Source organism: Mycolicibacterium neworleansense, assembly GCF_001245615.1.
In the GTDB taxonomy this organism is placed as follows: Bacteria; Actinomycetota; Actinomycetes; order Mycobacteriales; family Mycobacteriaceae; genus Mycobacterium; species Mycobacterium neworleansense.
Genome location: NZ_CWKH01000001.1, coordinates 262,868 through 277,258 on the forward strand (window position 1 = coordinate 262,868; position 14,391 = coordinate 277,258).

The following is a 14,391-nucleotide window of genomic DNA, read 5'->3' on the forward strand; positions in this document are numbered from 1 at the left end:
GAAGTGCTGCAGCGCAGCGCAACTGGCATCTCGGTATCTCGAACGCAGCGCGCGGCGTGACCAACGTGTCGTCGCAGGCGGGGGTTGCCACGGCCGAATCGCTGACGCGGCATGATGGTGACTCGCCGGACTATCCGGTGCTTCCACGGGAACTCAGGAACGTTTCCGACGCGGTGCGGCGCACTCCCGGGCCGCCGGTTCCACAATTGTTGCGGCCAAGCGCGATTCGTGTCGCCACCGATGGAGATTCCGCGATGATCGCGGAGTGGATGAATCGACCACACCTGGCCAAGGCCTGGGAGTATGACTGGCCCGTCGAACGCTGGCGCGCGCATCTGAAAGCTCAGATCGAGGGCGACTACTCACTGCCACTCGTGTTGAGCATCGCCGGGGTAGACCGCGGGTATCTCGAAATATACCGGGCGGCCAAGGATTCCATCGCCGATCGATACGACAGCCAGCCGCACGATCTGGGTCTGCACGGAGCCATAGCTGACGTGGAGTTGGTAGATCGTGGCCTCGGCCCCAAACTCCTGCCCAAGATCGTCGCAAGCATCCTGACCGCCGATCCGGACTGTCAGCGGATCATGTTCGACCCCGACCACCGCAATGCCACGGTGCGCGGGTTGTGTGAATTCGTCGGGTGCCGGTTCCTCGGCGAACACGAGATGTCCAACCGCAGGATGGCGCTCTACGAACTCGGCCGGAACACCGCCCGGCAATGGATGACCTGAGTCCCGGCTTGGCCAAAGCTGCTGTCTGGCAGATGTTCCCAATCAGTTCAACAGATTTCGTACTGCAAAAGGAAAGGTGAGGCTGGCCGCGTGGGCCGGCCAGGTATGCACATATGACCGCGACCGATTCATCCATATCGTCCGCCGTATCCGAACCGCTGATCTCGATCCTGCGTGACGATCTCGAACTGCCCTGTCAATCACTCAGTGCCAGTACCTGTCTGGTCGATGACCTCGGCATGGATTCGGTCTCGTTCGCCGTGGGCCTGGTGGCGATCGAAGAGAAGTTCGGCGTGCAACTCAGCGAGGAAGACCTCATCAATTGCCGCACCGTCGGAGACCTACAGTCGGCGATCGACGGCCGGAGTGCGTCGTGAACCCGCTCGCGGGCGCCCTGCGCGAGGCGATGGTCGGCTCACCGCACGACCTGGTGGTCCTGGACCGCGATACCGATGCCTGGCAGCGCCGTCCGTGGCCGGAGGTGCACGGTCTCGCCGAAGGTATTGCGGCATATTTGCTGGGCCGGGACCGGCCGGGCGCGGTAGGGCTGGTCGGCGAGCCGACCGTGGAAATTGTCGCTGCCATTCAGGGGGCGTGGCTCGCGGGTGAAGGCGTGTCGATCCTTCCGCGGCCACAGCGGCGCGCCGAGCCGTCGGAATGGGCGCACGCCACGTTGTCCAGGTTCTCCGGAATCGGCGTGACGACGGTCTTCAGTTACGGCAGCACGCTGGAACTGTTGCGGACCGTTGACTCGCCACTGACGGTGTGCGACATCGCCGATGCCGCACGCACACCTACCTCGACACACCTGCAGTATCCCGACCATGCCGACGTCGCGATCCTGCAGGGCACTGCCGGGTCCACCGGCTCCCCACGCACCGCGATGCTGGCGCCGGAAGCCGTGCTCAACAACATGCTGGCAGTCACGCAGCGATTGTCCCTGAGCCGCAACGATGTCTGCTGCTCCTGGTTGCCGATCTATCACGACATGGGCCTGGCGATGGTGTTGGCGTCGACGATGTCGGGGATGCCGCTGTGGCTGGCGCCGACAGGTGCCTTCTCCGCGGCGCCGCTGCGGTGGGCCGAATGGCTGTCCGAATCGTCGGCGACTTTCACCGCTGGGCCGAATTTCGGATACTCGGTGCTCGGCCGCTTCGCCAACCGCGTGTCCGACGTCGACCTCGGCGCGGTGCGTATCGCGATCAACGGGGGCGAGCCCGTCGACTGTGCCGGTGTCGACCGGTTCACCATAGGCATGAGCCGGTTCGGCTTCGACGCGGCGGCGATGACGCCCAGCTACGGGATGGCCGAGTCGACCTGTGCGGTGACCATTCCCGCGCCCGGGGAGGGCTTGCGCATCGACATCCCGGATGCGGCCGATACCGGTCGGCGCTATGCACTGCTGGGACGCCCGGTACCGGGCATGGAGATCCGCATCGTTGCCTCGCAACACGACGAGACCGGCGTGTCCGGCGAAGTCGAGATCCGCGGCTCCTCGATGATGTCGTCCTACCTCGGGGATGCTCCCGTCGAAGCCGGCAGCAACGGCCAGTGGTTCCCTACCGGTGACATCGGCTATCTCGTCGACGGTGCACTGGTGATCTGTGGCCGCTCCAAGGAGATCATCACCATCGCCGGACGCAACATCTTCCCGACGGAGATCGAACAGGTCGCGGGTGAGGTGGACGGCGTACGCGAAGGTGCTGTGGTGGCCGTGGGCACCGAGTCCGGAGTCGCGCAGTCGCGGCTTCTGGTGGCCGCGGAGTTCGTCGGCACCGAACAGGACACCACACGCAGCGCGGTGATCCGGCGAATCGTGTCGGTCTGCGGTGTCACGCCGGCGGACGTCGTGCTGATGGCACCGGGATCGTTGCCACGCACATCGTCGGGAAAGCTCAGGCGACTTGAGGTCCGGCGTCAACTGGAGGGCGCGCGTTGATTGCGTAGGGCGCGATGAGTTTCTGGCTCGCCCCGAGTCCAATCAACGTCCATTGTTGATCGAACGGGAGAGAACGCGTGCCCCAGCTGCTCAAAGTCCAGAACTTCAACGTCTCCAGCGACGGATTCGGCGCGGGTGAGAACCAGAGCTTCGAGCGACCGTTCGGCCACGCCGAGCCGGGGGAGATGTTCGCCTGGGCGGGCGCCACTGCGAGCTGGCCCAACCGCACCGAACCCGGTGGCAGTCGCGGGCTCGACGACTACCTGACCCGCGACTTTCACCACAACATCGGCGCGGAGATCATGGGCCGGAACAAGTTCAGTCCGTACCGCGGTGCCTGGGAGAACCACGAATGGCAGGGCTGGTGGGGTGACGAGCCGCCCTTCCACACCCCGGTGTTCGTCATGACCCATTACCCGCGGCCGTCGTTGACCTTGTCCGACACCACGTTCCACTTCGTCGATGCCGATCCGGCCGCGGTTCTCGAACAGGCCCGGGCGGCCGCGCAGGGCAAGGATGTGCGCCTGGGCGGGGGCGCGATCACCATCCGGGAGTTCCTCGACGCCGACCTGGTGGACACCCTGCACGTGGCGGTGTCACCGATCGAGCTGGGCAGCGGGACCCGCCTCTGGGAGTCACCCGATGAGCTGGATGACAGGTTCCATCACGACGTCGTACCCAGCCCCGGCGGCTCGGTCACCCACCATCTGTTCTGGCGCCGCTGAGCCGGCCCGAGCACCGCGGGCGCGGATCAGTCGCGGCAACGAACCCCGCGCTCGAAGGTGCGGATGACGGCGGGCGCGGCCGCGTGCTGCGGCATCAGCCCGTCCTTGGAGTCCTGGCAGGCCCACATCACCAGCCCGTACAGCGCGTGTTCGAGCCACTGTGTGCTTGATTCCGGATCGAATACGCCGTCGGCCTGGCCGCGTTCGATCAGGCTCGTGAGATAGGCGTTGTCCGGTATCGCCTCGGGCGGCAGCCCACGGAGAACGTTGGGGTCGTCGAAGAGGAACAGGAGCCGGTTACCGACCGAGATCATCGCGTTGATCACCCGTCGCATCGCCTCGATCGCGCAGCCGTCCTCGGGCGCGGCAGCGGCCACAGCGTCGCTCACCACCCGCACCGAGTCCACGATGGTGGCGTTGATCAGGCTTTCCCGGTCGGGAAAGTAGCGGTGCACGGTGGTGCGGCCGACACCGGCCGCCTTTGCGATATCGGGCAGGGTGGCGGTCCGGTCATCAGCCAGAACTGCGGCGGCGGCCTCGATGATCGCGGCGCGGGTGCGCGCCTGGGTGCCCGAGAGCTCGCCTGTGCTCATCCGTCGATGGTATCGGCGTACGTCACGAGGACCTTGCCACCGGTATCGGCGTCGTCCGGTCCGCCAGGAAACGCGCCGGACGTTGCCGGATCGGCAGCGGCCACCAGAACCACCGCCCCAGGATCGCGGCAATGGTGGGAGTCATCAGCGAACGCACGACGAGGGTGTCGAACAGCAGACCCAGGCCGATGGTCGTACCGCCCTGGCCGATCGCGATGAGATCGCTGGTGGCCATCGAGGCCATCGTGAACGCGAACACCAGGCCGGCGGCGGTGACGACGCCACCGGTGGCGCCCATGGCCCTGATGATGCCGGTGTTGATGCCCGCGCCGACCTCCTCCTTCATCCGGGAGACCACCAGCAGGTTGTAGTCCGATCCGACCGCCAGCAGGATGATGACCGAGAACGCCAGCGTCATCCAGTGCAGATCGATTCCGAGCAGGTACTGCCACACCAGGACCGACAGGCCGAACGATGCGGCCAGGGACAGTATCACGGTGCCGACGATGACGAACGACGCGATCAGGGCACGGGTGATCAGCAGCATCACGATGAAGATCAACGTGATCGCGCCGCATGCCGAGATCAACAGATCCCACTGGGCGCCGACCTGGATGTCCTTGTAGGTGGCCGCGGTACCGCCCAGATAGATCTTGGCGTCGGCGAGCGGTGTCGCCTTGATCGCCTCACGTGCCGTCTTCAGCAGCGGATCGACGTGCGAAATACCTTCGGCGGTAGCCGGATCCACGTCGTGGGTGATGATGAACTGCGCCGCTTGACCGTCCGGCGAGACCATCAGCTCCAGCCCGCGTTTGAAGTCAGGGTTGTCGAACGCCTCGGGCGGCAGATAGAACGAGTCGTCGTTGCGGGCATCGTCGAACGCCTGACCCATCACCGATGCCGTATCGGTCATCTTGGCGATCTGGTCCACCATGCCGTTGAACGTGCTGTACATCGTTTTCATCGTGCCCTGCATGGACTTCGAGATCGCGATCATCGGCGGCAGTTGCGCCACCAGCTGTGGCATCAGCTGATCCATCTCGTTCATGTTCTTCACCGACTCCGACAGAGTCTCGGTCATGGTGTCGATGCCGTCCAGCCCGTCGAACATGGAGCGCATGGAATGGCACATCGGGATGTCGTAGCAGTGCGGTTCCCAGTACAGATAATTCCGGAGCGGCCGCATGAAATCGTCGAAATCAGCCATGTGATCCCGCATTTCGTTGGTGCTCGCCTGCATGTCGTTCATGCTCGCGGTGAGCTCGTGGGTGATGTCGGTCATCCGGTTCATCAGGCCCAGCATGTTCTCCATGATCCCGATCATCCGGCCGAGATCATCGGTGAGAGTGAGCATGTCGCCCATGCGTTCGCGCAGGAACTGCAGGTTCTCAGTCATGGACACCGACTGCATGCTGACCTGGAAGGGCACCGAGCTGTGCGCAATCGGGCGGCCCAGAGGACGGGTGATGCTCTGGACGCGCGCCACGCCTGGCACGCGGATCAGCTCCCGGGCGATCTTGTCCAGGACGATCATGTCGGCGGGGTTGCGCAGGTCGCGTCCCGCATCCACCAGTAGCAGATCGGGATTCATTCTCGCGGCGGTGAAATGCCGCTCGGCGGCGGCATATCCCACGTTGGACGGGAGGTCCTTGGGGATGTAGAGCCGCTCGTTGTAGGAGGTCTTGTAACCGGGCAGGGCAAGCAGGCCGACGAGGGCGACCGCGATCGCCGCCGCCAGGATGGGGACCGGCCAGCGCACCACCGAGGTGCCCAAGCGGCGCCAACCGCGCGAGCGGATCTCGCGTTTGGCGTCGAGCAGGCCGAACCTGCTCCCGACCACCAACATCGCCGGGGCGAGGGTGAGTGAGGCCAGTACCACCACGGACATGCCGATGGCACTGGGGACACCCATCGAGCTGAAGTAGTTCAACCGGGTGAAGTGCAGGCACAGCATGGCCCCGGCGACCGTCAGGCCCGAGCCGAGAATGACGTGCCCGACACCGTGAAATGCGGTGTAGTAGGCGTCTTCTCGTTCCTGACCCTTCTGCCGTGCTTCCTGGTATCGGCCGACGAGGAAGATGGCGTAGTCGGTTCCGGCCGCGATGGCCAACGAGGTCAGCAGGCTCACCGAGAACGTCGACAACCCCAGCAGGCCGGCGTGGCCGATGGCTGCCACGACACCGCGCGCCGCCGACATCTCCAGCAGCACCACGATCAGCATCAGCAGCATCGTGGCGATCGACCGGTAGACGACGATGAGCATCACCGCGATCACGGCGATCGTCACGAAGGTGATCTTGATCATGCTCTTGTCGCCGGCTTCGTTCATGTCCGTGGTGAGCGGACCTTGGCCGGTGACATAGGCTTTCACGCCGGCCGGCGGGTGGGACTCGTCGATGATCTTGCGGACCGCGGCGACTGATTCATTGGCCAGCGTCTCACCCTGATTGCCGGCCAGGTTCACCTGGACGTAGGCGGCCTTGCCGTCGGTGCTCTGCGAGCCGGCCGCGGTGATCAGGTCACCCCAGTAGTTCTGCACGTGCTGAACGTGTTCGCTGTCGGCCTGCAGCGTACGGACCAGCTCGTCGTAGTAGTGATGGGCCTCGGTGCCGAGCGGCTCATCACCCTCCAACACGACCATCGCGATTGTGTCCGAGTCGAATTGATCGAACCGCTCGCCGATCTTCTTCATCGCCACCAGCGCCGGTGCGTCCTGGGGCGACAGCGACACGGCGTGCTCGTGGCCGACGACCTCGAGCTGTGGGATGAGCGCGTTCAGGACGACGACGAGCGCGACCCACGCCAGGATGATGGGGACGGCGGCGACGCGGATGACGCGGGCGACGCCTTTGTGCTCAGCAGTGGCGCTGTGGTTGCTCATCAGGCGGCCTTGTCCAAGCAGAAGGCCTGGGCGCTGTGCTGATTCACGGTCTGTTCGTCCCGGACATCGCCGTTGACGATGATCCGGCAGGTGATCACGTCGCTGTCTCCTTGTGCAACCACATTCGCGAACACCGTCGGCAGGGTGGTGACCACCTCATGCCGCCACGGCAGCGAGCTGAAGCTCTCGGTGTGGGGTTGGGCGTCGGCATCGAGGAAGCTGACGTGTCCGCTGGTTCCGCTGGGTCCCTCGATCTCGTAGATGACGCGCTTCGGGTTGAACTCCACGATGTCGTCACCGGCTGAGGCGCCAGGCTCGGTGTTGATGTGTGTACCGAATATCCCGTGCATCCGGTTCATCGCGAACCCGCTGATCGCAAGGGCCACCACCAGCGCCAATGGGATCCAGAAGCGTCTCGCAAGCCGAAATACCGCCGCCACGGCAAACCCACCTCTCCGGTTCGGCGCACGCCGAAAAACCCTGCCGACCGCGCTCAACCGGCTGAACGTAACAGCCCCTTAGTGGATCTTCAACGTTCCATTAAGGAATGTAGATATTCCTCACAGTTACCTGCTGAAGGGAATTTTTTGTGTACCTACACCGTGAGCAAACGCAGCGGAGATCCCGTGCAGTAGGCGGCGATGTCCTCGACGATATCGCGGTAGAAGATCGTCATCACGTTCTCTGTTACGTAGCCGAGGTGCGGGGTCAGCAACGTGTTCGACATTGCGGCCAAGGGGTGTCCCGGGGGCAGGGGTTCCTGTTGGTAGACATCGAGGGCCGCGCCGCGAATCTGTTTGCCACGCAGCGCTTCCACCAGTGCGGACTCATCGATGAGGCCCCCGCGTGAGGTGTTCACCAGGATCGCCGACGGTTTCATCGCGGCCAGCTCAACCGCGCCGATCAGGCCGCGGGTCGATTCGCTCAGCACCATGTGCAGCGACACCACGTCGGCCTCGGAGAACAGGGCGTCCCGCCCCACTCGAACCACGCCGGCCTTGGCGGCGCGCTCGTCGGTGAGATGGGGACTCCACGCGATGACGTTCATGCCGAATGCCTTGCCGATCGCGGCAACGCGGCTGCCGATCCGGCCCACCCCGACCAGGCCCAGCGTCCTGCCGTGCAGATCGGCGCCGATGGTGCTCTGCCAGAGACCATTACGGATGCGCTGATCCTCGGTGACCACGTGCCGTTGCAGCCCCAGGATCAGTGCCCAGGTGTGTTCCACGGTCGGGGTGATCGCACCGCCGGTACCCGACACGGTGATACCGAGGCGGTGCGCGGCGGCGACGTCGATGGCGGCGTTGAACGGACCTGTGGTCACGAGGAGTTTCAGGGCGGGCAGTTGGGCGAGCAGCGCCGCATCGAGGGGCGTGCGCTCACGCATCGCGACGACGACCTCGTGACCGGCCAGCGTTTCGATGAGGTCCGGGCCGCCCGCGATGTGCTCCCGCAGTGCGGTGATCTGGACCGGGCGGGGAATCGGTGACCAGTCGACGGTATCGGCGATGCCCTGGTAGTCGTCGAGGACGGCGATACGCAGCGGTGCGTTCATCGATCAGTAGGCGTTCGGATCGTTCTGCACCGCAAGAGGAACCGGATGCTGGTAGAGCCGGGACGCGTTCTCCCAGGTGATCTTCCGGATCACCTCGGCGGGCAGGCCCTGGATCTGTTCGTGGATCGTGCGCTGGGTGTGCGGCCACGTCGAGTCACAGTGCGGATAGTCGGCTTCGAGCAGGATGTTGTCGGTGCCGATCCGCTCATGCTGCACGAACGAGGACTGGTCCTCGACCGCGCAGAACCAGAAGTTCCGGCTGAACACCTCGGCGGGGGACAGGGTTTCGCCCAGCGCCTTCCAGGTCCCGTACATCTCGTGGTAGCTGAGCATGTGGTCGAGCCGATCGAGGAGTCCTGCCACCCAACCGATTCCGCCTTCGGACAGGCAGATCTTCAGGTCCGGGTACCGGCTGGGCAGGCCCGAATACAGCCAGTCGACCGCAGCGGTGATCGCGTAGGCGAAAAACAGCACGCCCTGGACGTCCGGCGGGGCATCGTCGGTGGTGGACGGCGCCGAGCCGGAGGACCCGATGTGCAGGTTGACCACCGTGCCGGTCTCGGCGCACGCCGCCATCATCGGCTCCCAGTAACCCGAGTGGATCGTCGGCAGCCCGAGCATGGCGGGGTTCTCACTGAATGTCACGGCGTGGAAACCGCGTTCGGCGTTCTCGTAGATCATCCGGGCACCGACCTCGGGGTCGAGCAGCCACGGCAGCTGGCAGGGGATGATGCGGTCCGGGTAGGCCCCGGCCCACGCTTCGAGGTGCCAGTCGTTCCAGGCCCGCACCGCGGCCATCGCGAGTTCGCGGTCCTTGGTCACCTGTTGCAGCCGCTGGCCTGCGAATCCGGGGAGGAACGAGGGGAAGTTCAGCGACGCATACACGCCGTTGAGGTCCATGTCCTTGACGCGTTCGTGGATGTCCCAGGCCCCGCGGCGCATCTCGTCGAACCGGGCCGGTTCGAAACCGTATTCGGACACCGGCCGGCCCACCACGGCGTTGAAGCCGACGTTGGGCAACGACTGCCCGTCATACATCCAGGTCTGCCCACCGTTGTCGGTGTCGACGACCCTCGGGGCACGGTCGGCGAACTTGCGCGGCACCCGGCCGGTGAACGTGTCCGGCGGCTCGACGATGTGATCGTCGACAGAGATCACGGTGTAGAGACGGTCGGACCGCTGCGGTTCGGGCAGAAATGTGACCGTGCGGTCGGCACCCTTCTGTGCCGTGGTGAAGTCGAGATTGCCGGCGAGTTCGTCGATGGACTTCATGGACAGTCTCCTAGGTCAGGACTTCAGGATCGGCCTTGATGGTCAGGCGGGCGGCTCCGGCCCAGTACACGTCGGCAGCCCGCTCGATGAGCGAGGCCTTCATGCCGTGCATGTCGGAGCGGTTCATCGCGGTGGGCTCCCGGCCGGTGAGCATCACCTCGTAGGCCAGTTTGCATACCCGGTCGATCGACGCGGCCCGGTACACGGCCTCGGCCACGGTGCCGCCGGTGGCGATCACGCCGTGATTGGCCAGGATCGTGAGGTTGGCAGTACCGATCCGCTCGGCGAGCTGGCGGGCCCGCGGTGCCGAATCCACCTCGCCGTCATAGGTTTCCACAAAACACATGTCGTCGAGGAACAGTGACCCGGTCTGGTGCACCAGGGCCGGCAACTCGCCCAGCGCCGCGACGAGGCTCACGTAGTAGGGATGGTTGTGGATGACGACGCGGGCGTCGTCGCGCATGCGGTGCAGTTCGGTGTGGATGTGGATGGCCGGGGTGACATCCCAGCGGCCGCGCACCACCTTGGCGTCTTCGTCGACCACGCAGATGTCGGATGCGGTGAGCTCCTGCCACCACAGACCCCACGGGTTGACCAGCATCTCGGTGCGGCCCATGGGCTGCCAGGTGATGTGGCCTGCCATGTTCTCGGCGAATCCGATGGCGGCCAGGTGCCGGAATGCCACCGCCAGTGCCTGCTCCTCGGTCAGGTCGACGCCGATCGGCGGGGGCACCGACGGTGACCACACCTTCAACCCGCCCTGGCGCATCTCACCGACGTTCATGGCCGTCTCCCAACCGCGTCCGGATATCCTCGCGGAGTTGACCTTTGGCGATCTTCCCGCCAGAGGACCGGGGTAGTTCATGGAGCACGATGAGGCGCTCGGGAAGCAGCTCCTTCGACATCCCCTGGGCCAGCAGGTGTTCGACGAGCTCAGGTAGATCGATGCGTCGGCCGTTCGCGGGCTCTACATAGATACAGACCTTCTCGCCGAAGACCGGGTCCGGCATCGCCACCGCGGCCGCTACGGCCACCCCGGGATGCGTTGTCACCGCGTCCTCGACCTCGCCGGCGCTGATGTTCTTACCGCCGCGCACGATGAAGTCCGAGGTGCGGCCGGTGACCGACAGGTAACCCTCGGCGTCGACCTCGCAGACGTCGCCCATCCGCATCCAGCCGTCGGGGGTGTAGAGCTTGTCGTGGTCCACACCTCCCAGATAGCCGAGGCTGGTGGCCGGTCCGCGGCAGGCCGGTTGCCCACGGCCCGAGGAGGTCACGTCGTCATCGCCGTCGAACAGGCGGACCGCCATCTCCGGAACCACCCGTCCGGCGGTGCGCAGCCTGCGCTCGCGGGAATCCTGCAGCGTCGTCCCGCTCAACAGCCCGGTTTCGTTGGAGCCGTAGAACTGCAGGATGGTGGCACCGGTGAGCTCTTCGAAGTCGGCGGCCCGCCGATATGGCAGCGCCTCACCGCCGGTGAACACCACGCGCAGCGAGCTCAGGTCGTGCTCACGCGATGCCCGGTCGGCCATGATCATCATCAATTGGGTGCTGACACAGCACAACACACTTACGCGGTGGCGGGCGATGGCCTCGCACGCGGCAGCGGCGTCGAACTTTTCCAGCAGGATGGTGGTGGCACCGAGGTAGATCGGGGTGGTGTGGGCAGTCCAGATGCCGAAGCCGAACGGCGCCGGGATCACCGGCAGGAAGATGTCGTCGGAACTCAGGGCCCCGTTGGCGACTGCCTGTTGATGGAAGTAGTGCCACCGGTTCTGGGTATGCACAACACATTTGGGCAGGCCCGTGGTTCCGGAGGTCGAGTTGATCAGAAAGACGTCATCGGCTCCGACGCCCGCGGCCGGTGGTCGCGATGGGGTGTCGGTGTCGAGGGACAAACGGTCCAACACCAGTGCTGTGATCTCAGGCGTCAGCGACGACACGGTGGCCTGTGCCGATGACTGCCGGGCTGGGTCACTGATCAGCAGCCGCGGCTGGGTGGTCCGCAGGATCTGGGTGGCCTCCCGGGTTCCGGCGCGGGCGCCGATCCCCACCACGACGGCGCCGCAGCGCTCGATCGCCACGAACAGCACATGGATGGCGGCGGTATCGCCGTGCCAGACCGCGACGCGGTCTTTCGGCCGGACGCCCAGGCCCGCCAGCTGCGCCGCGAGTACCGATGCGGCACAGTCGAATTCGTTCCAGGTGAACGTGGTGCCCGCGTAGTCGACGTAGGCCGGCTGGTCGGGATGGGCGCGGGCGTGTTCACGCACGGTCTGCGAGAGCGTGCGGTCCGACCACCATCCGGCCGATCGATAGCGGGCCGCGTCCGCGGCGGGGGCGGCGTCGCCAGCCTTCATGACCAAATCATATGAAAATAAGGATGTGTGTCAACGGTCACATTGTCTGCGCGCGCGATCACGCCCGCCGCGGGGTGGTCTGAGCCCATGAGCGCACCATCGTCGGATCGACGACCCCCTCGACGCCCGGGTACTGCTGGGCGTTGACCAGATGCGCCGCGGCCAGATCGCGGGCCCGCTGCGCATCGCCCATGTCTATCGCGTCGATCACCTGCCGGTGGTCTTCCAGTACCGCCCGGCGCTCTTCGACGGGCACGGTCGAATGATCCGTCACCTGCACCGACCAGTTTTGCTCGTGGGCGGACCACAGGGCTTCCAGTGCGCCCGCCAGGATGATCATCGTCTCGTTGCCGCAGTGGTGTACCAGCGCTTCGTGGTAGCGGCGGCTCGCCGAGGTGGCTTTCAACAGATCCGACACCGATCTGACCGACTCTTCATGTAATTCCCGAAGAATGGGCACGACCGTACGCTTGCGGTCCGGGCGCTGGGCGCACAGCGCGGCGCACGCCGGCTCGACCTGCAGCAGGGCCATGCCCACGTCGGCCAGACCGACCTGCCCGGCGCCCAGCACCAGCCCCATGGTGTACGCGAGGTTTGCCGAGTCCGGTCGGTGGACCACGGCGCCGCCCAGCTTGCCGCGCCGCACCGTCAACAGCCCCTCGGCCTCCAGGATGCGCATCGCCTCACGCAGGGACGGCTTGCTGATCGGGTATTCGACGAGGAGCTCGTCCTCCTTGGGCAGGATGCTGCCGTCGGGAAGTTCCCCGGTCAGGATCCGGCGCCGCAACTGGTCGGCGACCTGTTCGGCAAGTCGCTGAAATCGGACGTTCGGCTGCGCCACGCATCGAGTGTGCCAGATGTGCGGCCGGCGAGGGTGCTGTGCGGAGCCTTGTTTCCAAATGATTTGTCTCATACGGTGAGCCATGCAGAACTGGACGATCGGCACACTCACCGTCCATTCCGTCCTGGAGACCGTGGTGCCGACCAGGCCCGACCGCCTGTTCCGCGGGCTGCCGCCCGAACTGCCGAGCTGGCTGTCCCCGCACTACGTCGACGACACCGGCAACCTGCTGGTGGCGATCCAGTCGTTCTTGATCGAATCCGGCGACGAACTCGTCGTCGTGGACTGCTGCTTCGGGGAGGGCCACGACCTGCCGTACCAGATCCCCATGGACCCCGACCAGTACGGACAGTCCTTGGCGGCGGCCGGCTTCACCCCGGACGATGTGACCACCGTCGTCTGCACCCATCTCCACCTCGACCACGCCGGCCGCAATACGACGCTGCGTGACGGTGCTTGGCTGCCCACGTATCCCAACGCCGCATACCTGCTCACCTCCGACGAGTACACGTCGTGGCAGCAGTCCTCGGCGCCGAACCGCGCCGGCGCCGAAACCGTAGAACCTCTTGTCGCACAAGATGTTCTGCGACTCACCGAGATGGACCACGCGATCACCGACGAGATCCGGTTGATTGCCACGCCCGGGCACACCGCGGGGCACGCCGCGGTGCGGATCGAATCCGGCGGTGAGGTGGCGGTGATCAGCGGGGACGTCATCCACCACCCGATCCAGATCACTCACCCCGACGCACAGGCCCTGCCGGACGACGACCCGGCTGCGGCCGCGGTGACGCGTAACCGGCTGCTGCGGAGCCTTGTTGACGAGCATGCGCTGCTGTTCGGGACGCACTTCGCGGCCCCGGCAGCGGGCACCGTGATATCCGACGACGACAGGATGATGTGGGTGCCGATGTAGAGGGGACTGCCTCAGTCGGCGGTGTGGACGATCAGGATGTCCACCCTGACACGACGGGCAACGTCGGCAGGCACCGAGCCGAGCAGGCGCCCGGCCACCGAGTTCAATCCGATGTCGCCGACGACGATCAGATCCGCATCGACCTCTTTGGCGAGTTTCACCAGAGCCTCGACCGGGGCACCTTCGATCGCCCGCTCGACGATATCCGAGGCGCCGGCGGCCTTGGCTCGGTCGCGCGCCGTCTGGAGGATCTCGTAGACCGGGGCGGCGCCGTGCATCCGGTAACCCTCGCGCTTGAGGCTGTCCTCGGCACGGGTGTCGACCACGTGGTCGGGCGACGGCGGTCTCGACCAGCCGCCCTTTTCGGCCACCGGTTGATGAGCGCTCGCGACGATCAGCTTCGCGCCCTCCTGAGCGGCGATCATGGCTGCGCGATCCACCGCGCGCAGTGAAGAGTCCGATCCGTCAGTACCGACAACGATCGTCCGATAGGTGCTCATGTTGTCTCCGAACTGTCGGCTACCAGGACAAACAGGACATTAACGCACGCCAATCGTCCGCCGGTGGAATTTCTG

General features: G+C 65.6%; 13 protein-coding genes and 1 pseudogene. 5 read left to right on the top strand and 9 right to left on the bottom strand.

Features of this window, described 5'->3' with window-relative positions:
- The first annotated feature begins 137 nt into the window (after positions 1–137).
- The 4 genes and pseudogenes from BN2156_RS01250 to BN2156_RS01265 all read left to right on the top strand — a co-directional run bounded on the left by BN2156_RS01250 (position 138) and on the right by BN2156_RS01265 (position 3,398).
- Positions 138–734 carry a GNAT family N-acetyltransferase gene (locus BN2156_RS01250; protein ID WP_090515324.1) on the top strand — a complete coding sequence of 199 codons (597 nt, stop codon included), beginning with the start codon at positions 138–140 and terminating at the stop codon, positions 732–734.
- Between the two features lie 107 nt (positions 735–841).
- Positions 842–1,111 (top strand): annotated as a pseudogene (locus BN2156_RS01255) (acyl carrier protein); the annotation flags it as partial.
- Entirely contained in the window at positions 1,108–2,673 is a 1,566-nt protein-coding gene (gene mbtM / locus BN2156_RS01260) for a long-chain-fatty acid--ACP ligase MbtM (RefSeq protein WP_090509375.1), read from the top strand. The pseudogene BN2156_RS01255 and the gene mbtM, both read left to right, overlap by 4 nt.
- 77 nt (positions 2,674–2,750) lie before the next feature.
- Entirely contained in the window at positions 2,751–3,398 is a 648-nt protein-coding gene (locus BN2156_RS01265; protein ID WP_090509377.1) for a dihydrofolate reductase family protein, read from the top strand.
- Positions 3,399–3,424: 26 nt separating this feature from the next.
- Here the strand turns inward: BN2156_RS01265 and BN2156_RS01270 are convergent, their stop codons facing one another.
- From BN2156_RS01270 to BN2156_RS01305, 8 genes are all read right to left on the bottom strand, one after another.
- Positions 3,425–3,991 carry a TetR/AcrR family transcriptional regulator gene (locus tag BN2156_RS01270; protein WP_090509380.1) on the bottom strand — a complete coding sequence of 189 codons (567 nt, stop codon included), beginning with the start codon at positions 3,989–3,991 and terminating at the stop codon, positions 3,425–3,427.
- Between the two features lie 22 nt (positions 3,992–4,013).
- Positions 4,014–6,872, bottom strand: coding sequence for an MMPL/RND family transporter (locus BN2156_RS01275; protein ID WP_090509381.1), 2,859 nt, complete (start codon positions 6,870–6,872; stop codon positions 4,014–4,016).
- Positions 6,872–7,312, bottom strand: coding sequence for an MmpS family transport accessory protein (locus BN2156_RS01280; protein WP_090509384.1), 441 nt, complete (start codon positions 7,310–7,312; stop codon positions 6,872–6,874). The genes BN2156_RS01275 and BN2156_RS01280 overlap by 1 nt, the downstream gene beginning before the upstream one ends.
- A gap of 155 nt (positions 7,313–7,467) precedes the next feature.
- Positions 7,468–8,427 carry a D-2-hydroxyacid dehydrogenase family protein gene (locus BN2156_RS01285; RefSeq protein ID WP_210436560.1) on the bottom strand — a complete coding sequence of 320 codons (960 nt, stop codon included), beginning with the start codon at positions 8,425–8,427 and terminating at the stop codon, positions 7,468–7,470.
- Positions 8,428–8,430: 3 nt separating this feature from the next.
- The gene (locus BN2156_RS01290; protein WP_090509387.1) at positions 8,431–9,699 is read right to left on the bottom strand and encodes an amidohydrolase family protein; all 1,269 of its coding nucleotides are present in this window, start codon (positions 9,697–9,699) and stop codon (positions 8,431–8,433) included.
- A 10-nt stretch (positions 9,700–9,709) separates the two neighbouring features.
- Positions 9,710–10,483, bottom strand: coding sequence for a class II aldolase/adducin family protein (locus BN2156_RS01295; protein WP_090509390.1), 774 nt, complete (start codon positions 10,481–10,483; stop codon positions 9,710–9,712).
- Positions 10,470–12,059 carry a class I adenylate-forming enzyme family protein gene (locus tag BN2156_RS01300; RefSeq protein WP_090509392.1) on the bottom strand — a complete coding sequence of 530 codons (1,590 nt, stop codon included), beginning with the start codon at positions 12,057–12,059 and terminating at the stop codon, positions 10,470–10,472. Before BN2156_RS01300 ends, BN2156_RS01295 begins: the two co-directional genes overlap by 14 nt.
- A gap of 58 nt (positions 12,060–12,117) precedes the next feature.
- Positions 12,118–12,900, bottom strand: a complete 783-nt coding sequence (locus BN2156_RS01305) for a FadR/GntR family transcriptional regulator (protein ID WP_090509395.1) — start codon at positions 12,898–12,900, stop codon at positions 12,118–12,120.
- Between the two features lie 82 nt (positions 12,901–12,982).
- Here BN2156_RS01305 and BN2156_RS01310 point away from each other — a divergent pair, with 82 nt between their 5' ends.
- On the top strand, positions 12,983–13,816 hold the full coding sequence (locus tag BN2156_RS01310) for an MBL fold metallo-hydrolase (RefSeq protein WP_090509398.1): 834 nt from the start codon (positions 12,983–12,985) through the stop codon (positions 13,814–13,816).
- Positions 13,817–13,827: 11 nt separating this feature from the next.
- On the opposite strand, the gene BN2156_RS01315 is transcribed toward BN2156_RS01310, so the two are convergent.
- The gene (locus tag BN2156_RS01315; protein ID WP_090509401.1) at positions 13,828–14,316 is read right to left on the bottom strand and encodes a universal stress protein; all 489 of its coding nucleotides are present in this window, start codon (positions 14,314–14,316) and stop codon (positions 13,828–13,830) included.
- Between the last annotated feature and the right edge of the window lie 75 nt (positions 14,317–14,391).